Source organism: Bacillus cereus group sp. MYBK15-3 (assembly GCF_051916765.1).
In the GTDB taxonomy this organism is placed as follows: domain Bacteria; phylum Bacillota; class Bacilli; order Bacillales; family Bacillaceae_G; genus Bacillus_A; species Bacillus_A cereus.
In genome coordinates this window covers 300717-323493 of sequence record NZ_JBQAHG010000001.1, presented here as the reverse complement: position 1 = coordinate 323493, position 22777 = coordinate 300717, and the positions used below count along the sequence as shown (strand labels likewise).

The following is a 22777-nucleotide window of genomic DNA, read 5'->3' as shown; positions in this document are numbered from 1 at the left end:
ATGAGATTAGTTTTCTTATGGTTTTTAAATCTTTTTAACATGAGGCAACTATATCTAATTATAAATTCAAATAAACAGATTTACAAGTTGTATTGTAAAAAGTAAATATTTACTTGAATTAATATTTATCAACATTTGTATATGTTTTCTATATATACAACGTATATAAAATACTTTACATTATGTTTAAGTTGTTAAAGTATTCTGTTATTTTTTAAAAAAGAAACATGTAAACGTTTTATTAGGGGGAGGAAGTATGGGGAAGTTATTTTTAAAAATATGTTTTTTCGCATTAGTGACCGTATGTTCATTCGCAGCAAAAATATCATACGCTGAAGAGAGGCAACAAAATAATTATCCTATCATATTGGTGAATGGATTTGCTGGATGGGGTAGAGAAGAAATGCTTGGCGTAAAATATTGGGGTGGTGTTCATGATATACAGGAAGATTTGAAACGCAATGGTTATACGGTACATACCGCAGCTGTTGGACCTGTTTCTAGTAACTGGGATCGTGCATGTGAATTGTATGCACAAATTAGCGGTGGGACAGTAGACTATGGTGCAGTACATGCCGAGAAACATGGACATAATCGTTTTGGCAGAACTTATAGTGGTTTTGCGCCGAATTGGAGTGAAACAAATAAAGTTCATTTAGTTGGACATAGCATGGGTGGACAAACGATTAGAACATTAGTACAGCTATTAAAAGAAGGTAGTTTTGAAGAAAAGAATTATGTGAAAAATCACCCAGACACCAAAATATCACCACTATTTGAAGGCGGAAAATCATATGTTCATAGTGTTACAACATTAGCAACCCCTCACAACGGTACAACACTTGCGGATGGTAGTCTTCTACTGCCGTTCGTTAAAGATTTACTCATTACAGCTGCAAGCTTTGGAGGAAACAATAATTTATCATTATATGATTTTAAATTGGATCAATGGGGTATAAAGAAAAATGCTGGAGAGTCCTTTTTCCAATATAGTAATCGTATTCTAAATAGTTCACTTTGGAAAAATACAAAAGATATAAGTCAATGGGATTTAAGTACAGATGGTGCAAAGGAGTTAAATAATTGGGTAAAGACGCAACCAGATGTGTATTATTTATCCTATAGTGGACATGCATCACAAGCAGCACCTATAACAGGTTTACATTTACCGCATATTACGATGAATAAAGTGTTGATGGGGAATGCATTTTTCTTAGGTTCTTATGCGAGATATGAAGAAAACCGTCCGTTAGTTGATACTTCTTGGTGGCAAAATGATGGTGTAGTAAATACGAATTCTATGATTGCACCATCTTCTAATGTTGCTGTAAATAATAATGAGTCATTACAGGTTGGAAAATGGAATCATATCGAAACGAAAGCGAATTGGGACCATCTCGACATGGTAGGGTTAAGTGTTTCAGACTCGTTAGGTTTTTCTAGCATTCAAGAGTTTTATAGAACAATTGCTGAAAAGCTATCACGTTTACCGAAATAGGTAATAATAAAGCGCTCTCGATGGAATTCGAGAGCGCTTTATATTATATTGAAAGAGGGATTTGGTAGAAAAATATGGGGGGATATTATGAAAATTCAAGTTGTATTATCAGGATACGGAACAGTAGGCAGAGAGTTTATAAAATTATTAAATGAAAAATATTCATATATATATGAAACATATGGGATTCAATTAGTTGTAAGTGGCGTATTAGGGAGAAATATTGCAATACATAATGAAGAAGGCTTATCTCTTCATCATTTATTGATGTATGGTGGCGGTACCGCTGCAATTGAAAAATATTTAGAGTATCATCCGAAGGAACGTGCAATAACTAGCATAAGTGGTACTGTATTGGTAGAATCAACGGTTACAAATCTTAAAGATGGAAATCCAGGGAAACAATATATGAAACAAGCGATTGAGAAACAGATGGATATAGTAGCAATTTCTAAAGGGGCGCTCGTTACAAACTGGAGAGAAATAAATGAAGCAGCAAGAGGCGCAAATGTACGAATTCGATATAGCGGTGCAACAGCCGCTGCACTACCGACACTAGATATTGGACAATTTAGTTTAGCCGGTTGCAGTATTGAAAAAATAGAAGGAATATTAAATGGAACAACTAATTATATTCTTACGAAAATGTATGAGGAAGATATGACATTTGAAGAAGCATTGAAAGAAGGACAAGATAAAGGAATTGCTGAGACAAACCCTATATTAGATATAAGTGGTTCAGATAGTGCGTGTAAATTGTTACTTTTGACAAACAGCTTAATGGAAACAGAGAAAACACTTACTGATATACATATAAAAGGAATCGAGCACGTTACAAAACAGCAAATTAGAAATGCTAAGGAACAACATAAAATTATTAAATTAATAGCATCAACATATAAGGATGAGGGTGGCAATGTCAATTTAAATGTTGAACCGTGCGAAATAGAAAAAGATCATCCGTTAGCAAAAGTAAATGGGACCGAAAAAGGAATTACGTTCTTTACAGATACGATGGGACAAGTTACTACAATTGGCGGGGCTTCTAATCCACGAGGCGCTGCAGCTGCAGCTTTAAAAGATGTAATTAACTTATATCGAAAAGATTTGTAAGACCGTACCGCCCTTTATAAAAAATACATATGTCGTGGACCTTTTGAGAATGAAATAAATATGCAAAAATGATTGCAGGGGGTAAGGAATTGTTTAAGGATTTTAAAGTTGTTAAAGATCGTCCCGTTTATATTCAATTAAAAGACTATTTGAAAAAGATGATTATGAAAGGGCATTTGCTCGGGGATCAAAAAATCCCATCAACAAGGGAACTAAGTGAATTACTAAGTGTGAGTAGAAACACTGTACTCGCTGCTTATGCAGATTTAGAGCAAGAAGGACTCATTTATGCAGTTAAAGGAAAAGGGAACTTTGTTGCGAAGGTGGATATATCTAACACTTCGTCTGTTGAAATAGATTGGAAAAATAAACTTAATACAGTGACCGCATTAGCGGACGAATTAGATTTAATGAAACATGGTGTTCGTTGGGAAAAGGGAATGATTGTTTTTAATAGTATAGCCCCAGATGAGAAGCTATTTGATGTTGAAAATTTCAAAAGAGCTTTTCTTACTCGTATGTCCATTGAAGGGGACATCGTATTGAACTACGGATATGCAAAGGGATATAGACCGTTAATGAATTATTTACTTCATTACATGGAAATGAAAGGTGTAGACATTTCGAATAAAGATATTCTAATTACAAATGGATTTACAGAAGGATTGGATATTGTACTCTCTTCTTTATCAAAAAAATCCGGTCGTGTCATTTGTGAGAATCCAACTCACCATGCTGCACTTAAGCTTTTCCGTTTACATGGACTTGAAGTTCATGGGATTGATATGCATGAGGATGGTATTGATACGAATGAAGTTGAAAAAAGTTTGCGTGAAAAAGATTTTGATTTTGCTTATTTAATTCCTTCTTATCATAATCCAACCGGTATTGTTACGAGTTCAGAGAAAAGAACGGAATTGATGAGGTTATTCTCAAAATACAACGTTCCTATTATAGAGGACGGATTTAATGAAGAATTACGTTATTCAGGTTCACATTTAGCTCCATTATTAACTTTTGCGGGAGCTGGCAATAATGTGATTTATATTAGTAGCTTTTCAAAGGTGCTTTTCCCTGGTTTACGTGTAGGCTGGATTATTGCAGATAAAGAGCTGATTCATTATTTAGAAAGCGTAAAAAGAGCAAGAACGATTCACACATCTACGCTAGATCAAGCTGTTCTGTTTCAATATTTACATGAGGGATATTTTGAAAAATATTTAAAAAAGGCAAGATCTGTTTATAAGAAAAAATATGAGTTAGCTGTCGGGGCATGTAACCAGTACATTCCTTTTAAAAGAATGACTGGAGATGGTGGACTTCATTTATTTATAGAGCTAGAAGAGCATATGAATGCCCGCACACTTTTACAAAAGTGTTATGAGAAAGGCGTTACGTTTTCACCTGGAGATGTTTTTTACTCTGATGGAGAAGGAGCAAACACTTTCCGATTAGGGTTTTCGCGCTTGAAAGAAGAAGAAATAGTTCGGGGAATTAAAATAATTGGTGATACATTAAAAAATGAAATTTGGAGTTGAGAAAATGAAAATCGGTGTTATTATGGGCGGGGTATCGTCTGAAAAACAAGTTTCAATTATGACGGGGAATGAAATGATTGCTCATTTAGATAAAAATAAATATGAAATTGTTCCAATTACATTAAATGAAAAAATGGATTTAATTGAAAAAGCGAAAGACATTGACTTTGCATTGCTCGCATTACACGGAAAATACGGAGAAGATGGGACAGTTCAAGGAACACTGGAGAGTTTAGGGATTCCTTATAGTGGAAGTAATATGTTATCTAGCAGTATATGTATGGATAAAAATATTTCGAAAAAGATTTTACGTTATGAAGGTGTAGAAACACCAGATTGGATTGAACTTACAAAAATGGAGGATCTAAATCTTGATGAGTTAGATAAGTTAGGATTTCCATTAGTGGTAAAACCAAACTCTGGCGGATCGAGTGTCGGGGTGAAAATCGTTTACAATAAAAATGAATTGATCTCAATGCTAGAAACTGTATTCGAATGGGATTCTGAAGTAGTAATTGAGAAGTATATAAAAGGTGATGAAATTACATGTTCCATTCTGGATGGAAAACAGTTACCTATAGTTTCAATTCGACATGCAGCCGAGTTCTTTGACTACAATGCAAAATATGATGATACTAGTACAGTTGAGGAAGTTATTGAACTTCCAGCAGAAATTAATGAACGTGTAAATAAAGCGTCACTCGCTTGTTATAAAGCATTAAAATGTAGTGTTTATGCAAGAGTTGATATGATGGTGAAGGACGGAGTTCCATATGTAATGGAAATTAATACATTACCAGGGATGACACAATCAAGTTTATTGCCAAAAAGTGCAGAAGCAGCGGGAATTAGTTATAGCAAACTATTAGATATGATTATTGAAACATCATTAAAAGTTAGAAAAGAAGAGGGGTTTTAAGGGAATTATATAACTAATTTTTTTGACAGTTTCACGAAGTATGCTATGATGAATACATTATAAAAACAAAATATTTATCCACTAGGGGGGCCTTTTATAGGCTGAGATCAAATGTGATTTTGAGACTCTTAGTACCTGATCTGGTTAATGCCAGCGTAGGGAAGTGGGAAAGACGTTGCTATTTAATGAGTAAATAAATACTGTCAATTTCACTTTCTTTACGCCTGTAAAGAAAGTTTTTTTATTTTAAAGCGTTAATAGCTGTGGATAAATATCTATATTTTATATATTATTGGAGGGATTTAAATGACTTTTTCACAATCGTTACGTAAAGAAGTAGATTCAATTTGGAAAGCGAGTTTTAACCATCCTTTTGTAAAAAAACTTGGTGAAGGAACGTTAGATTTAGCTAGTTTTCGCTATTATGTTCTTCAAGATTCATATTATTTGAGTCATTTTGCTAGAGTACAAACATTAGGAGCTGCAAAAGCTCTTGAATTAGAAACGACAGCTCGTATGGCACACCATGCCCAAAATACATATGAGGCGGAATTATCATTACATGAGAATTTTGCTAAAAAGCTAGGGATAACGAAAGAAGAAAAAGATAATTTTATTCCTGCGCCAACTGCATATGCGTATACTTCACATATGTATCGTGCTGCGTATGAAGGACATTTAGGAGATATTATTGCAGCAATCTTACCTTGCTATTGGTTGTATTATGAAATTGGCGAACGCTTAAAAGAGTGCCAGCCGGAAGAGCAAATTTATAACGAATGGATTTCTGCTTATGGATCTGATTGGTTCCGTACGCTAGTTGAAGAGCAAATTACACGTTTAGATACTATCGCTGAAAAAGTAACAGAGGCAGACCGCAAACGTATGAAACAGCATTTTATTATTAGCAGTCAATATGAATATTCATTTTGGGAAATGGCTTATACATTAGAAAAGTGGCCAGTGGATACAGACGTAAAAGACGTAATTGGATAAAGAATAGAAGTAATGTTATAGATAGGTATGGATCATACCTATCTATATATTTTTTCTTGTCAAATTTGCGTAAAGTCATTAGTGCTACGGATATGGCGAAATAGAATATCGATAATTTAGCTCATTTACTTGTCTACGCATTAACTGGATAAACTTCTGTCACATTTATTTTACAATCAAAGAACGTAAATGTTGGTGGTATGAAGTTAAATAAGAAAAGAAACCCGAGCTGTTAGCTGTAACGGAGTTGTTTTTTCTTTGCAGGAGTTTCTAAATTATCATGGAGTGTTGTTAATACGATATGCAAATATGCATATCGTATTTTTTTGAGTTCTTTATGTGTTAAAATTAGATATAGGGATATGGGAATATAAAGAAGCAAAAGCAGGAATATCCAATGAATTTTGAGAGGTGTTATATGTTTACAAATAAGAAATTAATTCGATTTGGTTTATCGTTGTTTGTATTTTTAGGGATAATTAATTTTACAATCAGCTATTTCCAAACATATCTTGAAACAGCAGCAGATATTAAATGGGTAATTCCAGAAATTTGGAAAACTATTTTGCTAGATGTTCCTCAAGGTATACTTGTTCTTTTAGGCGCAATTGCTTTATATGATTTCACAAAAGAGGCATCACAAAAAGACGCATCAATCTAAGTGTGTCTTTTTTAATTAACAATTTCATAGAGAGCTTTGCTGGAGAAATAGAATGAAAAGCCCTAATTAGGGCTTTTTTTGTTGGAATTTCTTAACCGTCATAGAAACTGGTCACTTGGAGGTGTTATAGCGAAAGCCATTTACAGTACAGAAAAATCTAAGCAGCAGACGGAAATATATAGGATATGGATCATAATTATTGAGAAATTAATTGAACTTAGTAAGTATGAAGATATGACGCTAGAATTCATATTTTTTAATTTTTATTTATCCCGCTATTTGCCGGGCAGTAAGCCCCCCACCTCAAAATTCAGCGGAAGCAAAGAAGTTAGGTAGGGGATGAACAAAACCCCACTGATTAAAGTTTCACTTTATAAAAATGAGCCCATAGTAAAAATAGGTATATGAACAAGGTGCATCATCTAGTGATAAGTCATACTTTGTTGGTGTACGTATTGAACTTAGTTTATAGTATCGTGTGCTACTTCTACTTAGATTTAACGAACAGAAATATAGGAAAGCGTCGAAAGGTTTAAAGTTAATAAACGGAGGTCATGAAAATGAATCAGTTTCAACAAGAACTACAAGCGTTAAGCCTTAATGATTACCAGTCTGGAAATGTTGTGTATTGGGACCAGCAAAACCAATATCCATATTACTATATTGAAGATGCTGCTCGCCGCTGTGGTGGTTGTGGTCGCTGTGGCGGTTGTGGTCGTTGTGGCGGTTGTGCAGGTCGCTGTGGTGGATTTCGTTGTTTTGGTTGCTTCGGTTGTTTTGGTTGTTTTAGTTGTGGCGGTTGTGGAAGCTGTGGTAGTTGCTCTAATTGTTTTAATGGTACTTCTGATGCTATTGTAATATATGAATATTGACTACGAATATTCATATAAAATATTAGCTTTATATATGTACATGTCGACAAAGAATATAGCACCATCGCTAGTGGATATATTCAATCATTCAAGTAAAAGAGTAACTCGTACCTTACTCTTTGTTCATATAGTATAGGATTGTTAGCGGAAATCCAAGGCTCTTTATATTGAGAAATCAAGAAGAATCATCTTAAAGAGTCTTATCTTTTTTTCATACATTAAAGAGAAGCTAGCAAAAGCTAACTACTCGACCCTGGGTATGAAGGGAATAAGAAACTGTACTTTTTTTATAGACAGAATATTTCGTTTTGTTGAAGAGGTGGATATTCGTATTTTTCAATAAACGAAACTGTCTATGTAATATACGTAATATTTAAAGTTTATAAGAGTGAAACGAGGTATAGGTGGTATGGATAAAAAGAATACTAGGGTTGTTAGGGTTTTTATAGCAAGTCCATTTTTTAATGATGAACAACTTAACAGGGTAAAAAGACTAGAAAATGCGCTTAGTAACAATCCTTTTGTTGCAGATATTTTTTCAGCCAGGTTTTATCAACATGAACATTTAACTTTTGGATCTATGGAGTGGAGAACTGCAGTTTTTCATAATGATTTAAAATATTTAAGAAGAGCGGATGTAGTAGTTGTAATTCATGACTTTGTGAATGGATGTGTAGATAGTGGTACGGCTTTTGAAATTGGTTATGCATATGTATTTCAAAAGCCTATTATTTTGATAAAAGAAAAAGAAAGCATACCTAATCTTATGTTAGTCGAAAGCTTACATGCCTATCTGACAAATGTAGAAGATATTGCCACGTATGATTTCATTAATATGCCACGTATTCCATATAAAGGGCCACTGGAGTAAATTGAAGCAGCATAACATTCCTTTTTGTATAGCGCTTTACCTCAACGAATTTCATTTCATTCCCTTTGTAAAGGATAATATCTTTTCCACCATCATTAGAACCAGAAGTAACCTGAACTTTATAACCAAGAGAGCAAAAGAAGTCGGCTACAAAGTATTGAAATTCTCTTGGATCCATTACTTCTAAATGACTTCGCAAAATATTCCTACCTCTTTATAAAAAAGTACTAGATTTTTCTGTTATTTTTTCGCTTGTATAGGCAAACTCCTTCTTTCTAGATTATATACCTTTATCAAGACCACGAGGAATACCGAGTGGAATCAAGGTCATCAAGAGGGAAGAGCGCGCGTATGCGTTGGCAATATTCACATTTGAATGAAACACCTTACCTGTATCCATCAAAAGAATTAAGAATTAAGTATAAGGGTTCTAGTGGAAAAAAGAAACAAATGCAATTGTGGATCACATGGAAAGACATGAGGTTTTCAATAATCGTGAGTATAAAGGTTATTACCGTTTATCAAACGATATAATGGATGATTTATATGAGGATGAAGTGTTTGATTGGGGAGATGTCATCAATGAGTATCAGCCGGTTATGACTTCTAAGGGGTTACAACTTATTCGAAAAGAGGGATTCAAATGACAATCGTAGGTGAAGCGGTAGTGGTATGGACGGCAACTAGCTTGTCAGTAATTACGATGAAGGTCGCAGAAAAAATAGAGAAGAGTGTTCCACGTTAGCTTCCACGTATGACTATGTACACAACGCTAACAGGCTCGTTCTTGTATATTCTACGTTATGTGCTTTTCGTGTTTCTATAAGGGAATACCGATATGGAATTGTAGGACATTTACTGGTATTTGATATAGAACATGTATGGGAGTCTTCCGAAAATAAGGGATATATACCCTTATAAAGGGTATATGGGGAGTTGAGAAAATGCTTGAATTACTACTCGTTCCAGCTGCAGGTTTAACAGTTGCCAGTGAAAACAGAAGCGAAAAAAATAATAGGATAGTGAAAAGAGGTATTGACCATACATATTATGTATGGTCAATACCTCTTTTATAATCTTTTGTAAAATTATTGTAAATCACAAATACAATACGTAACTAATATTGTATAATCTGAATGTAATACATTTATGATTTATAAGGGGGATATGTATGAAAATTTCTTTTAACTTTTATCAGAGTCATGTCATTAATATATAAGTCGGATAAGCGGTATTTGCTTCTCTTTTAAATAATTAAATTATGTGATGATACTTTAGTTTTTTGAGATCAAGAAAAATGAAGAAAGGAAGTAATCATTTTATGGAAAAATTAAAGTTGTTAACATTTGAAAATATAGTAGAGCCCCTTTTAAATGAAAAGGTATCATTTATATACTTTCCTATTGAATGGCTGGACATCGTAGAGATACATTATAAGACGTTTTTATTAACGAGTAAGTTGAAACGTTTGAATGAAAGATTATATGATATGTTTTCGGATATATTGTTTATTCAGCATAATCCGTACGTATTAAATGAAAATATACCATGGATTGTATCAAAAGAACCTATTAAACAAGAGCAACTCGATTATATTTTTCAAAGTTGGTATGAGATTATTCATGATTGGAAGCCAAATAGATTAGTAGAACCACCAAAATATGAATGGCAATCCGATTTGATTTCTAATTTGCCAGTACTACATGATAATGAAACGTATTCTAAGTGGGTACCCGCTTTAATCTCACATATTTTTTGTGAGCGTCCTATATATTTAGAAAATACAAATGAAGAAGAAATCTATTTTTCTCCTCTTAGATCACAAAATATTTGTGAGGCGATGTCAGAGCCGATAAAAGATGAAAAAACACAAGATTTTTTCTCCTATGTATATCGATTCCAATGCATAACCCGCGGTGGTGAGAACGCTCCATTATTAAATATTTCAATAGGGATTCGGAGATTTTATCAAGAATATAATCATCCAGATATTCCTTTACTTTTAAGACGGAAACGAGGCATGATATTGATTTCTACCTCAGAGTTTGCGTCAAATAATAAAAAAATACGGTTTGTAAAACTAAAAATACAACAAGCTACAACCGGTATGAAATGGATTAAAATATTTAGAAATTTAAAAGATGATTTTCAAATAGGGGGAGAGGTGGATTTAGACCATATTCTCCAATATTCGAAAGATTATATTGTAGGGGAAAATAAAAGGGTGTTATTTCCATACAATGAGAGAATTTATAAAGTTCAAGGTACTAAAATAGAACCGGGTATAAAAGTAAAGGAAAGAGAGTATTTATTTAAAGAATTTCAGCGTAAATTCTCTTATTTCACAATACTTCCAGAATGTAAAAAGGTAGCAACAAATAACAAAAATGAATTATTCCCTTTATTTGCACCAAAAGGATTAGAGACATTAACATTAGAGGTTTGGTCTGAAAATATAGTGCTGGAAATAGAACAAGCATTACTTGATAGTGAAATTATTTTGACTAAAGTTGGTGAAAATACTTACGTATTGAATACAGATTTTCCAGTGTTATTAAAGGTTGTGAGATACAATATTGAAAAGGTGTTACAAAATCCATATAAAATGCAATATTGCCAAAAATATAAAACAAATCTTGTAGATGATGTTACGAAAGCTGTCTATGCTACCGCGGGCGAGCGCAGTGATGCGACATTAGCATTAATCGCATTGAAAAATTGTGATGGACGAGAAAAAATTGATCCAAAACAAATCATTAGAGAGGGATTTGCACGAGCAAACCGTATTTCAACATTTATTAATTTATTTATAGGCCAAAGTGTATCGCGTAAAACAATTGTAAATAGTGTTTTTAGTTTATTAGAGCAAAAAGGATTTTTGAAGCGTAGTTGGAATAAGATAAATTTACCTTGTATATATGTTAATTTATCAATTGAACGAATATCGAAATTTGATTTCTTACCTATTCTTTCAAAAATAAAAGGAAAAGAAATTTTATATAAATTATATGGGAATACAGAATGGCAAACGATTGATTACGTATTATTAAATATAAATAAACATAATGCATTTTTACCACAACCATCAAAGAGAAATGATATGGGAGCTCTTTTTAAACAATATGTTTCCGAAACATTAATGGAAATTGTACAATATGCAAAAGAACAAAATGAACAAGTTTATTTCATTGTAGATGCAAATTTGAGAAGGTATTGGATAAAAGAGTTACAAAATAAAGAAATTAATACAGATATTTTACCTGATATTGTTCCAGAGGTGTTAAAGGTTCCAAATTTAAATATTATTAGAATAAATACAGGTTTTGATGTACCAAGTTACGGTTTAATAGAATGTGATGATGCTTTAGATAGCATTGGCTTATATGCAGATCAAAAAGGGATGTATTATAGCACTGGTGAATATTCCCTTAATTGTAGTGGGATTTTTCAGCGATATATACTTGAAATTCTACCATTAGGTGTAAAACCTGTAGAAAGGGATTATATCGCTAAAATGATACATTACATGTGCTGTAATTCTAGTATGCTTTCGAAAAAGAATGTACACATGACATATTCCATGCATATGGAAAAGGTAATAAAGAGTTATATTACTGACATAGATGCAAGAGAGTTTAAAGAATTTGATGATGAATTGGATGTAGATGTAGTAAAAGTAGAAAAGAAAGATTCAATTATTCTACTTTAAATACTAGTAAACAAATCCTGCTCGTTATATCGGTCAGGATTTGTCATTTTTTTATGTAAATAAGGATATCCTTTGTCAAGTATCTTTTCGTTTACATATTTACTTTATGTGCAGACAGGATTAATATGTTTTTTAGAAATACAAAAACTATTTCATATGGAAAAACAATTTTTATTAATTGAAAAAATTTGAAAGGAATGGGGAATTGTGAAGAAATTAGATGTGCTCTTAATGCTACTGAGCGGCCTCTTTCCAATTGCAGGACTTACAAAGCAAATCCCTCTAGAACAATCTATATATATTGGAGGGCTTTTATTTTTTACTAGTTTCGGTAGTTATTTTGCTAAAAAGATGTATTCACGTATATGCAGTTGGATAGCGTATGCGCCATTTATAACATTACTGTTAGTTATTTGGCATCAAGATATTTCAACAAGCTCAATCATAGCAAATGCGAAAATTGCTGCATGTGTCGCGTTAATTCCATGTTTATTCCGTTTTCGTACATATGGACTTACTTTGGGCTTATTCTCATTATGGGCCGCTTTACTATGGGATATAAAAGAAGTACAGTCGTTATTCATACTTGAACGCATAACGAGTTTAATGACAAGCCATTATGTATATATATTACTATTAATTGGAGGACTTGTAATAGGAGGATTACTTGCGATGTTCATTCACCGCAAAGAGAAAGATAATAATAAAGAAAATATAAATCTACTTGGACCAAAAAAGAAACGCAAAAGATTATCATTTAAGATTCGTCTTCCAAGATTACCGAAATTAAGGATGAAACTATTTAAGTTTGGTGGGAAAGAATCTAAAAGTAAAATGCCAGAAAAAATCCATGAATATAAGTACGAAGAACCAGTTGCAACATATGAAATGACAGAGAAAATAGATCCATACAAAGAAAATGCAGTTCAAGGTCAAACAAGGATGGAACGCCGAAGAAATAGGTATAATGCATAATGAAGTTTAATAACCCCGTAATGACTTATCTTAATATTGATAAATCATTACGGTTTTTTTATGTAATGAAATGAAGGTTGCTATTGCGGAGGGGAATAGCATATTTTATAGATAGGAACTAAAATAAGGGGAGGATAAAATGCTTATCATTACATATATATCTGCTTGCATATTATTCTTAGTTAGCTTTTTACATGTATATTGGGCTTTCGGAGGTAATTGGGGGACAAATAGTGTTATTCCAACTAAATCAGGGGAAAAGGCGTTTACACCTCGCGCCGGAATGACATTGTTCATTGCATTATTATTAAGTATGGCAGCAATAATTTTGTTGCAACAAGCAAATATTGTTCATTTTGCAGTTCCTAATGTTATTATTCAAGTCGGTTCCTGGATTTGTATGATTGTCTTTTCTATTAGAGTGATTGGTGAGTTTAACTATTTTGGTATCTTTAAACGACAAAAAGATACGCACTTTGCAAGAATGGATACTGGTTTATATATTCCACTTTGTGCATTTTTATCTTTATCTTTCTTATTAGCAATAATTTTGTGAGTGAATAATAGTAGTTTCTTTTCTCAACATATATGTAAACGTGAGAAATCTAAGAGTAAATAAAAAGGATGTAAGCGCCTTCTTGTCGAAATGTAAATTATTATGAAAGGCGGTGACACTATGAAGTATGTAAAAGTTAGTATGAATGGTGGAAGTGAACATAAATTCTCAATGAATTTAGATCGGTTTAAAGAACTTATTACTACAGAGAATGGGATATTAGAAAATAAATTAGTATGTATTGAAAATGTAATGATTAATCCTACTAATATATCTTCTGTAGTTGAAAAAATTGGTGTACCGGCTAAGTTTATGGAAGCTTAAAATGTTAGATAAAAAACATCCATTAGGGATGTTTTTTAATTTATAAATATGATAATCGTACAGTAAATATTTGAGTAGATTTTATAGCAATGACTATGCATATATTAAGTACCTGAACATGGTTCTTAATACATGCACGAAATAATAAGTACAAGCATATATTATATAGTAGGACAAGATCTTCGTGTCCTACTTAATACTCAGAAAAAACCTCTAATCACATAAGAGCATCCAATTGCAGGGTGCTCTTATTTTTTATGAAAATCTACTACGAGTCTTATTTTATAGTAGGATGCAATAATAAAGGGCTATTTTGAAATAGTGTTCTTTAGCCTTTAATGTTAAATTTATCTTTAACGTTAATAAATATTAAAAATAATATGATAGCAGAAATTAAGTTAGATAAGTAGAAATTTTGATGAAACAGTAGTTCGAAGATGACATAGAAAGTAACGAATAAGGCAATAGCAGGTAGTATGCAAATAAATATAAATCTCCAATTTTTTAAGTAATGTTTATAATTAGTAAGTACTTTCTCCATAAATATAGCTCCTATATTTTTGTTTTTATATAATTATACATTTAGATACAAAGATTTTCAAAGTAAAATATTTAGCAATTCAAAAATATAAGGAGAGCTTTTGTTGAAAATCCAGATTGCTGTAGCAATCTGAATTTGACTTTAAAGAACTATACTAAAATGATACACTATAATCTACGTTATTTTTGAAATGAATAGAGGGGTTTGTGTGATAGATAAAATTAAAAATGCTGTAGAGGATATGTACGAAGATGAGGCTAAAGATTTACTTCAAAGTATTCTCATACAGTTAAACTTATTAGAAGAAAACTACAGTGAAGATACAATTAAAAATTTGATGGATATTCCGAAACAATTAACGAGTAATCCTACTTATAAAAGGAATGTAAAAGAAAGTACGCACGTACATATTGCTTTTGATGATTCAACGGCTGGTTGCTTAAAATATATGTTAAGTCAAGAAGAATTATTTGAAGAGAGTGTTGTTGCTTTTTCGGAATTCTTTTCAATTGGACCGATATATAGGTTGCATACGAATGAGGGGCAACTAGCAAGACAGAAGTGGTTAATAAATAACTTAACTGCTTATGATAGTTATTTTGAAGAAGAATATTTATCAAGATTTATAGCAACTATAGAAGAACTACATACTATTCCTGTTGAAACGCCTATTACAATTTGGAAGGCTGATAATGCACATGAACATGTAGGCCTAAGTTTTGTAATGGTACAATTAAAGGATAAGAAAAATATTCGAGTTATTAATACGTCTGAAGCAAGTAGAGAAATATTAAAACAAGAGTATGATATTCGTGGAACGGGAGAATTACCACCTGAAAGTTTAGCTCTATTCCAAAAAAGTTTTATAAAGCTACCTTATTTAACTGAAGAGAAGCGCATGAAGTTTGAAAATGAGTGGGATAGATTATCGGAAAGCATAGAATGTTTAAGAGTTTGGAAAGAAAATGAAGTGCATTCTGTACAGGAAGATTATTTTGATCAATTTATAATTGAATGCGCGAAAAGTGTGGGTGCTGATCGAGAGTTCCTTAAAGCTCCTAGAGTAATTGGTGAAGCACTTGGTCTTGTTGAACAATTAGTTGGAGATACTTTCTTAGAATATCGCTTGAAACAATTAATTAAACAAGAAGTATTTGAATTTGAAGGTTCGTTAGATGAAATGCGTTTTTATAGTGTGAAGTTAAGGAAATAATAAACACGTTCTATTTTGAAAGGCTCGTATTTTTAATAATACGAGCTTTTTAAGTTGAATTTGGGCTATACATAAGCTTCCCAGAGAGGGCATATCACATATGAATGGTAAAGGTAATGAATGAAAAGAAGGTGATTTGTTAATATGTATAACCAACAAAATTATCCATATGATCAAGCGATGTATTATAATCCACAAAACTACGGGTATGAACCTACAAATGAAGTGAGAGATATTGAACAAGAAGATTACAGACCAGATGATGCAGAAGATGCTCCAACGTCACCACCTCCGTCACAAGCGCCGTCGTTACCGTCTACATTTGCTTCTCCAGCACAACCAGGTAATATGAAATCATGGATGTGTAACTGTCTAGGAAGATGGGGCTATTTACGCTTACATCGTCCTGGTCCTTTCGGAAGAGATTTATGGTTCTTCCCGACTGAAGTGAGAAGAAATGGAGTGTCAGGTTACACGTGGCAAGGTGGTCGTCGTCGTAAAGTAAGTTATCGCTATCAACAAATTAGTAATTTTATGTGCTTCGCATAAAGAGAAGTGGGAGAGTGAAACGATTTTACTCTCTCACTTTTTTATTTTTCAATATACGAAGTAAGATTTTGATTAAAAATTTACAATTTTCACGTTTTTATTAGAGTATAATGCATATGTTGGGTTGATTTTCAAAAACAAATGAGAGTGAGGGAATACAATGTCAATGAAAAACAAAGTTGGGTTAAGCATAGAGGATGGCATTAATTTAGCTTCAGCTCAGTTTAAAGAAGATGCGTATGAAATTTATAAAGAATCGCGAAAAAAACAACCTATATTATTTGTAAACCAAGTTGAAATCGGTAAAGAATGGCTCATTACTAGATATGAAGATGCTCTGCCACTTTTAAAAGATAATCGTTTAAAAAAAGATTGGACAAATGTGTTTTCTCAAGATATAAAGAACATGTATCTTTCCGTTGATAATAGTGACCACTTAACAACACATATGCTAAATTCAGATCCACCTAACCACAGTCGTTTACGATCTTTAGTTCAAAAAGCTTTTACACCGAAGATGATTGCACAATTAGACAAAAGAATTGAGAGAATAGCAGATGAGTTGATAAGTGATATAGAGCGAAAAGGTACATTAAATCTTGTGGATGATTATTCATTTCCATTACCGATTATTGTAATAAGTGAGATGCTCGGTATTCCAAAAGAAGATCAAGCGAAATTTAGAATTTGGTCTCATGCTGTTATTGCATCACCAGAAACACCTGAAGAAATAAAAGAGACCGAAAAACAACTATCTGAGTTTATTACATATCTTCAATATTTAGTTGATATTAAACGAAAAGAGCCAAAAGAAGACTTAGTGAGTGCTTTAATACTTGCAGAGAGTGAAGGGCATAAACTTAGCGCTCGGGAACTATATTCAATGATAATGCTATTAATTGTAGCAGGACACGAGACGACAGTGAATTTAATTACAAATACGGTATTAGCACTTCTTGAAAATCCAAATCAATTACAGTTATTAAAAGATAATCCAAAACTAATTGATTCGGCTATTGAGGAAGGATTGCGTTATTATTCTCCAGTTGAGGTTACAACTGCAAGATGGGCAGCGGAACCTTTTCAAATTCACGACAGAACAATCGAAAAAGGAGATATGGTTGTCATTGCCTTAGCTTCTGCAAATCGTGATGAAACTGTATTTGAAAACCCAGAAGTATTCGATATTACTCGGGAAAATAATCGTCATATTGCCTTTGGTCATGGTAGCCATTTCTGTTTAGGCGCTCCACTTGCGAGGTTAGAAGCAAAGATTGCTATTACTACTTTGTTTAATCGAATGCCTGAACTACAAATAAAAGGGAATCGTGAAGAAATTAAATGGCAAGGTAACTATTTAATGCGTTCTTTAGAGGAATTGCCTTTAACTTTCTAGAATAGTTAAAAGGAGACATGCATACATCGAAAATGATTTACATAGAGTATGTATGTGTTATTTAAATTCGAAACGGAAGGGTGAAAACATCCCAATGATCAACTAATTCTATTTGTAAGAGATCTTCGTTAAAAAACGAAATATTCTTCTGAATAGGGTTAGTCTGTACATTTATAGAAAAGGGATGTATTTCGCTCTGCGAATATATAGTCTTTTTATATGATTTGTGCTGCCTCCTGTTCAGAACATGAAATAGGAGGCTTTTTTATGTCGACAAATGTAGTAACGAAACAAAACAATGGGGTATCACAAGTATTAAAAAATCGGTTTGTTCAAGGGATTTTAGCATCAGCATTATTTTTACAAATAGGAATATGGGTTCGAAACTTTGCGGTATTACTATATGTAATGGAAATGACAAAAGGTGATGCTTTTGCTATTTCGATGATTTCAGTTGCTGAATTCGCTCCAATTTTTATTTTTTCATTTATTGGCGGTACTTTTGCTGATAGGTGGAAGCCAAAGAAGACAATGATATGGTGTGAAACGTTAAGTTCCATTTCAGTATTCGCTGTATTAATTACGCTTATGTTTGGAACGTGGAAAATTGTGTTTTTTGTGACACTCATCTCTGCAATCCTTTCACAGTTTTCACAACCATCTGGAATGAAGTTGTTTAAACAACATTTATCAACGGAACAAATTCAATTAGCAATGTCTATATATCAAACGATATTTGCAATATTTATGGTATTAGGACCAATACTAGGGACATTTATCTTTCATAGTTTTGGAATTTATATTTCAATCATCATAACAGGTATTTCGTTTTTACTTGCGGCAGTTGTATTGTTATTCCTTCCGAAAGATCTTGAAAACGCCGTAGAAAAGAAGGATATCACTCTGTTGCAGGAGATGAAGGATGGTATTAAGTATGTCAAAAAGAAAAAAGCATTAACTTTGCTAGGGCTTTGTTTTATGGCTGCAGGACTAGGTATAGGATTAATTCAGCCATTAGGTATATTTATTGTGACTGAGCAGTTAGGATTATCAAAAGAGAGTTTACAGTGGCTACTAACAGTAAATGGTGCGGGAATGATTGTTGGCGGAGCATTAGCAATGGTATTTGCGAAAAACGTTGCTCCGCAAAAGATGTTAATTATCGGTATGCTTGGTCAAGCAATTGGTATTGGCATTATAGGATATTCTACAAATTTATGGGTGACACTTACAGCGCAGCTTTTTAGTGGTTTAGCTCTTCCTTGTATCCAAATTGGTATTAATACGCTTATTATTCAAAATAGCGATACCGATTTTATAGGTCGTGTAAATGGTATTTTAAGTCCGCTTTTTACCGGTTCAATGGTAGTAACGATGAGTATAGCTGGCCCATTAAAAGAGATGTTTTCATTAAGTATGATGTATGAAGGGACGGCTTTACTTTTTATAATTGGATTATTGTTTATTTTACCTATATACAATTTAAAGCCAGTAATAGCGGTAGAAAGTGAAATAAGTGGTAAAGGAAGTGCTATACAAAATGAATCCTAATCCAAATGTTAAATACCCTATTGAAGGAAATCAAAACGTTCAATTTATAAAAAATATAATAACAAAACCTAATATACTTGTTGGTGACTATTCTTATTATGATGCGAAAGATGGAGAAACATTTGAAGATCGAGTATTACATCATTATGAATTTCTTGGAGATCGCCTTACTATTGGAAAGTTTTGTTGTATTGCATCTGGAGTTAACTTTATTATGAACGGAGCCAATCATCGGATGGATGGATTTTCGGCATATCCATTTAATATATTTAGAAATGGGTGGGAGAAGTATACACCTAGTTTGTCTGATTTACCTTATAAAGGTGATACAGTTATAGGAAATGACGTTTGGATTGGTATGGATACAACAATTATGCCCGGAATAAAAATAGGGGATGGTGCAATCATTGCAGCTAAATCTGTTGTGACTAGAGACGTCGCACCATATACAATTGTTGGTGGAAACCCTGCAAATAAAATAAAAGAGAGATTTTCAAATGAAATAATTCAAGAATTATTGCAAATTCAATGGTGGCATTTTGATATTGAAAAAATAACTGGAAATATTGATGCTATTGTACGCGGAGATATTGAACCATTAAGAAAGCTAAAAAGGGAATGAAAAATGGATGACAAATAGTATCATACCTCCGAATTTTGTTAATGATAATAGAACAAGGAGGTGTGATACTATGGCACAAGACGTTTTATGTGAAGTAAACAACTGTAAATTTTGGGCGAACGGTAATAAATGTAGTGCAGAGGCAATTTACGTAGTAAGTCATAAAGGTAAACATGCATCTACAACGGAAGAAACAGATTGCAAAACATTTGATCCAGAAGTGTAAATTCTTTAAGGGTAGCCAAATCGTGGTTGCCCTTTTATTAATGATAGTATTGATAATAAATATCATTTTCATTCATTAATTTTAGCTTTTTTTGTTATTTTTTCATATTTTCTTCATAAGTGATGTAATCCAACTCAATTCATGTTCAATTCGTGATTTACTAAATTCAATGACTTCAGTAATAAAGGCTGAGGTAACCTCTAGAGACTGAATAGCGGTAAGTTGACTATGTAGTACGTTTTGACGTACAGTCAAAATCTCTTTTCTAGCTTCATATTCAAGTTTTTCAAATAGCGCGATACGAACAAGAAATTCTGCATTATTTGTCGCAAGTTTTTCGGGAAACTCTCGTAACATTTCAGAAAAAATTTCTTCTCCTGTTTCTGTTATATCGTACATATTTCGGTTTGGTTTTCCAACTTGTTTATGTATTTTTTTCGTTATAGCACCCATATTTTCAAAGCGCCGAAGGGCAGGGTAAAGCATGTTGTGATTTAATTCAAAATTCTCACCTAAACGATTTTGAACATTTTTTTTGATTTCATATCCATGTTTTGGTCCGGTCGTTAATTCTGCTAGTAGTAAAATATCAACGTACATAAAAATCCCCCTTATATATTTCTCAAGTTCTTTAATGAAAAATCCCCTTTAGTATATGTTAAAATAACATATGATAGTTTATACAACTTTGAACTGCCGACCTATCACTTTTATTGTAAAAGAAAAGGGAGGAAAGAACTATGGCTTCACCTGAAAATGTTATTTTAGTTCATGAAATTTCAAAGCTGAAAACAAAAGAAGAATTATGGAATCCATATGAATGGTATCGTTTGATGAGGGATAATCACCCAGTTCATTATGATGAAGAGCAGGATGTATGGAATGTTTTTTTATATGATGATGTAAATCGTGTTTTATCAGATTATCGCTTATTTTCAAGTAGAAGGGAGCGCAGACAATTCTCAATCCCTCCTTTAGAAACTAGAATAAATATAAACTCTACAGATCCACCAGAACATCGCAATGTACGTTCCATTGTTTCTAAGGCATTTACTCCAAGAAGTTTAGAACAGTGGAAACCTCGAATACAGGCTATCGCAGATGAACTTGTACAACATATCGAAAAATGTAGTGAAGTTAATATCGTTGAACAGTTTGCTGCACCTTTACCTGTTACCGTTATTTCTGATTTATTAGGAGTCCCAACAACAGATCGTAAAAAAATTAAAGAATGGTCTGATATTTTATTTATGCCGTATAGTAAAGAAAAGTTTAATGATCTGGATGCTGAGAAAGGGATAGCATTAAATGAATTCAAAGCATACCTTCTACCGATTGTTCAGGAAAAGAGATATCATTTAACCGATGATATCATTTCTGATTTAATTCGAGCTGAATATGAAGGCGAAAGATTAACCGATGAAGAAATTGTAACCTTTTCATTAGGTTTACTAGCAGCTGGGAATGAAACCACTACAAATTTAATTATTAATAGCTTTTATTGCTTTTTAGTAGATTCACCTGGAATTTATGAAGAGTTAAGAAAAGAACCTAACTTAATTTCAAAAGCGATTGAGGAAGTATTACGCTATCGCTTTCCTGTTACATTAGCCCGGAGGATTACAGAGGATACAAATATATTTGGTTCTTTAATGAAAAAGGATCAGATGATTGTTGCGTGGGTTAGTGCAGCGAATTTAGACGAGAAAAAATTTTCACAAGCCTCTCAATTTAATGTACATCGAACAGGAAATGAAAAGCATTTAACCTTTGGGAAAGGTCCTCACTTTTGCTTAGGAGCACCACTTGCACGTTTAGAGGCTGAGATTGCATTAACTACCTTTATAAATGCTTTTGAAAAAATAGAGCTATCTCCATCTTTCTGTTTAGAAAAATGTATATTGGAAAATGAACAAACATTAAAATACTTACCTATTCGATTGAAAGCTAAATAAAAATCTTAACAAGGTGCATACATTTGCATCTTGTTTTTTGTTTCTCAATTGTGAGTTTTCGGTAATCACCTTAATATGGAATTGTATAAAACGTAGAGGAGGATTCTTATGTTGACTTGTAATGGAAGTAAATCATTTCAAAAGTTTATTAAAGGTGTTACAGATCTTATGGAAAACGGTTTATTTGAAGAAGAAATAGTGTGTGGCATTGAAAAGTTACTAGAAGAACTTTTAGAAAAGAAAACATGGCTTCCGTTAGATAAACAGAAGGCCAATTTGACTCAATATGCACGACATTTATTGTATGAAGATCCGCTCAAACGTTTTGAAGTACTAGCTCTCGTATGGAAAGATGGACAATCTACACCTTTACATGATCATGACGGCACATGGGGAGTAGAAGGCGTTTTTTCAGGAAGGATTATGGTGCAGAACTTTATACAAACGAAACAACTTGGAAATTCACTTGTTTATTTAACACATACAGGAAATCTTTATTTGGGAGAAGGAGAAACAGATAAAGTAATTCCACCAGCGGATTGTCATATTCTTGAAATTAGCAAAAATGAAAGCGTTATTACGATTCATGTCTATGGAAAACGGTTAGAAAAGTTTAAAGTATATATACCAACTGAAGAAAAAAATGTGTACATGTGTGAGACAAAATACATTAGTTATAATTCATAGTTTAA

The 22777-nt window shown here is 32.8% G+C and carries 23 protein-coding genes, 3 pseudogenes and 1 riboswitch; of the genes and pseudogenes, 23 read left to right on the top strand and 3 right to left on the bottom strand.

From position 1 onward, the window contains the following. Positions 1-256 precede the first annotated feature (256 nt). The 8 genes from ACTFR8_RS01760 to ACTFR8_RS01725 all read left to right on the top strand — a co-directional run bounded on the left by ACTFR8_RS01760 (position 257) and on the right by ACTFR8_RS01725 (position 8468). Positions 257-1498: an esterase/lipase family protein gene (locus tag ACTFR8_RS01760; RefSeq protein WP_017656678.1), complete on the top strand. Its 1242-nt coding sequence runs from the start codon at positions 257-259 to the stop codon at positions 1496-1498. Between the two features lie 87 nt (positions 1499-1585). Further along, positions 1586-2611 carry a homoserine dehydrogenase gene (locus ACTFR8_RS01755; RefSeq protein ID WP_044584494.1) on the top strand — a complete coding sequence of 342 codons (1026 nt, stop codon included), beginning with the start codon at positions 1586-1588 and terminating at the stop codon, positions 2609-2611. An 89-nt stretch (positions 2612-2700) separates the two neighbouring features. Beyond that, positions 2701-4149 carry a MocR-like pyridoxine biosynthesis transcription factor PdxR gene (pdxR, locus tag ACTFR8_RS01750; protein WP_030025706.1) on the top strand — a complete coding sequence of 483 codons (1449 nt, stop codon included), beginning with the start codon at positions 2701-2703 and terminating at the stop codon, positions 4147-4149. A gap of 4 nt (positions 4150-4153) precedes the next feature. Further along, entirely contained in the window at positions 4154-5068 is a 915-nt protein-coding gene (locus tag ACTFR8_RS01745) for a D-alanine--D-alanine ligase (RefSeq protein WP_030025707.1), read from the top strand. A 73-nt stretch (positions 5069-5141) separates the two neighbouring features. Next, positions 5142-5247, top strand: a riboswitch (TPP riboswitch). A 127-nt stretch (positions 5248-5374) separates the two neighbouring features. Next, positions 5375-6064, top strand: a complete 690-nt coding sequence (gene tenA, locus ACTFR8_RS01740; protein WP_252210003.1) for a thiaminase II — start codon at positions 5375-5377, stop codon at positions 6062-6064. A gap of 397 nt (positions 6065-6461) precedes the next feature. Continuing rightward, positions 6462-6725, top strand: coding sequence for a DUF3937 domain-containing protein (locus tag ACTFR8_RS01735; RefSeq protein ID WP_002082716.1), 264 nt, complete (start codon positions 6462-6464; stop codon positions 6723-6725). Between the two features lie 554 nt (positions 6726-7279). After that, positions 7280-7597: a heterocycloanthracin/sonorensin family bacteriocin gene (locus ACTFR8_RS01730; RefSeq protein WP_002006106.1), complete on the top strand. Its 318-nt coding sequence runs from the start codon at positions 7280-7282 to the stop codon at positions 7595-7597. A 409-nt stretch (positions 7598-8006) separates the two neighbouring features. After that, positions 8007-8468 carry a nucleoside 2-deoxyribosyltransferase gene (locus ACTFR8_RS01725; protein ID WP_000358744.1) on the top strand — a complete coding sequence of 154 codons (462 nt, stop codon included), beginning with the start codon at positions 8007-8009 and terminating at the stop codon, positions 8466-8468. Positions 8469-8481: 13 nt separating this feature from the next. On the opposite strand, the pseudogene ACTFR8_RS01720 reads toward ACTFR8_RS01725, so the two are convergent. Beyond that, a pseudogene (locus ACTFR8_RS01720) lies at positions 8482-8664 on the bottom strand (restriction endonuclease); the annotation flags it as partial. Between the two features lie 155 nt (positions 8665-8819). Between ACTFR8_RS01720 and ACTFR8_RS01715 the strand changes: the two are divergent. The 7 genes and pseudogenes from ACTFR8_RS01715 (at position 8820) to ACTFR8_RS01685 (ending at position 14032) form a co-directional block, all read left to right on the top strand. Next, positions 8820-9115 (top strand): annotated as a pseudogene (locus tag ACTFR8_RS01715) (hypothetical protein). Next, positions 9112-9294, top strand: a pseudogene (locus ACTFR8_RS01710) (hypothetical protein). The pseudogenes ACTFR8_RS01715 and ACTFR8_RS01710 overlap by 4 nt, the downstream one beginning before the upstream one ends. A gap of 118 nt (positions 9295-9412) precedes the next feature. Continuing rightward, positions 9413-9544: a hypothetical protein gene (locus tag ACTFR8_RS01705; RefSeq protein WP_000891530.1), complete on the top strand. Its 132-nt coding sequence runs from the start codon at positions 9413-9415 to the stop codon at positions 9542-9544. Positions 9545-9789: 245 nt separating this feature from the next. Then, a complete protein-coding gene (locus tag ACTFR8_RS01700; RefSeq protein ID WP_100617016.1) occupies positions 9790-12177 on the top strand; it encodes an RNaseH domain-containing protein in 2388 nt (795 codons plus the stop codon). Between the two features lie 207 nt (positions 12178-12384). Beyond that, positions 12385-13152, top strand: a complete 768-nt coding sequence (locus ACTFR8_RS01695) for a DUF3959 family protein (RefSeq protein WP_000732182.1) — start codon at positions 12385-12387, stop codon at positions 13150-13152. Positions 13153-13291: 139 nt separating this feature from the next. Then, positions 13292-13708: a DUF3995 domain-containing protein gene (locus ACTFR8_RS01690; RefSeq protein ID WP_000905571.1), complete on the top strand. Its 417-nt coding sequence runs from the start codon at positions 13292-13294 to the stop codon at positions 13706-13708. Positions 13709-13828: 120 nt separating this feature from the next. Then, a complete protein-coding gene (locus ACTFR8_RS01685) occupies positions 13829-14032 on the top strand; it encodes a hypothetical protein (protein WP_086408467.1) in 204 nt (67 codons plus the stop codon). Between the two features lie 328 nt (positions 14033-14360). Here the strand turns inward: ACTFR8_RS01685 and ACTFR8_RS01680 are convergent, their stop codons facing one another. Further along, positions 14361-14573, bottom strand: a complete 213-nt coding sequence (locus ACTFR8_RS01680) for a hypothetical protein (RefSeq protein ID WP_000416828.1) — start codon at positions 14571-14573, stop codon at positions 14361-14363. A 208-nt stretch (positions 14574-14781) separates the two neighbouring features. On the opposite strand from ACTFR8_RS01680, the gene ACTFR8_RS01675 reads away from it, so the two are divergent. The 6 genes from ACTFR8_RS01675 to ACTFR8_RS01650 all read left to right on the top strand — a co-directional run bounded on the left by ACTFR8_RS01675 (position 14782) and on the right by ACTFR8_RS01650 (position 20130). Next, the gene (locus tag ACTFR8_RS01675) at positions 14782-15786 is read left to right on the top strand and encodes a DUF1835 domain-containing protein (RefSeq protein WP_074595349.1); all 1005 of its coding nucleotides are present in this window, start codon (positions 14782-14784) and stop codon (positions 15784-15786) included. A gap of 144 nt (positions 15787-15930) precedes the next feature. Continuing rightward, positions 15931-16335 (top strand): hypothetical protein, encoded by a 405-nt coding sequence (locus tag ACTFR8_RS01670; protein WP_000282687.1) that lies wholly within the window; start codon positions 15931-15933, stop codon positions 16333-16335. Between the two features lie 160 nt (positions 16336-16495). Next, the gene (locus ACTFR8_RS01665; RefSeq protein WP_000062129.1) at positions 16496-17731 is read left to right on the top strand and encodes a cytochrome P450 family protein; all 1236 of its coding nucleotides are present in this window, start codon (positions 16496-16498) and stop codon (positions 17729-17731) included. 267 nt (positions 17732-17998) lie between these two features. Then, a complete protein-coding gene (locus ACTFR8_RS01660; RefSeq protein WP_000106392.1) occupies positions 17999-19282 on the top strand; it encodes an MFS transporter in 1284 nt (427 codons plus the stop codon). Next, positions 19272-19904 carry a Vat family streptogramin A O-acetyltransferase gene (locus tag ACTFR8_RS01655; protein WP_044584499.1) on the top strand — a complete coding sequence of 211 codons (633 nt, stop codon included), beginning with the start codon at positions 19272-19274 and terminating at the stop codon, positions 19902-19904. The genes ACTFR8_RS01660 and ACTFR8_RS01655 overlap by 11 nt, the downstream gene beginning before the upstream one ends. Before the next feature lie 70 nt (positions 19905-19974). Continuing rightward, positions 19975-20130 carry a DUF1540 domain-containing protein gene (locus ACTFR8_RS01650; RefSeq protein WP_000046095.1) on the top strand — a complete coding sequence of 52 codons (156 nt, stop codon included), beginning with the start codon at positions 19975-19977 and terminating at the stop codon, positions 20128-20130. Between the two features lie 102 nt (positions 20131-20232). On the opposite strand, the gene ACTFR8_RS01645 is transcribed toward ACTFR8_RS01650, so the two are convergent. After that, on the bottom strand, positions 20233-20730 hold the full coding sequence (locus ACTFR8_RS01645; protein ID WP_000289122.1) for a PadR family transcriptional regulator: 498 nt from the start codon (positions 20728-20730) through the stop codon (positions 20233-20235). 140 nt (positions 20731-20870) lie between these two features. On the opposite strand from ACTFR8_RS01645, the gene ACTFR8_RS01640 reads away from it, so the two are divergent. Next, the gene (locus tag ACTFR8_RS01640; protein ID WP_000168014.1) at positions 20871-22085 is read left to right on the top strand and encodes a cytochrome P450; all 1215 of its coding nucleotides are present in this window, start codon (positions 20871-20873) and stop codon (positions 22083-22085) included. 108 nt (positions 22086-22193) lie between these two features. Further along, the gene (locus tag ACTFR8_RS01635; protein ID WP_000954437.1) at positions 22194-22772 is read left to right on the top strand and encodes a cysteine dioxygenase family protein; all 579 of its coding nucleotides are present in this window, start codon (positions 22194-22196) and stop codon (positions 22770-22772) included. Positions 22773-22777 lie beyond the last annotated feature (5 nt).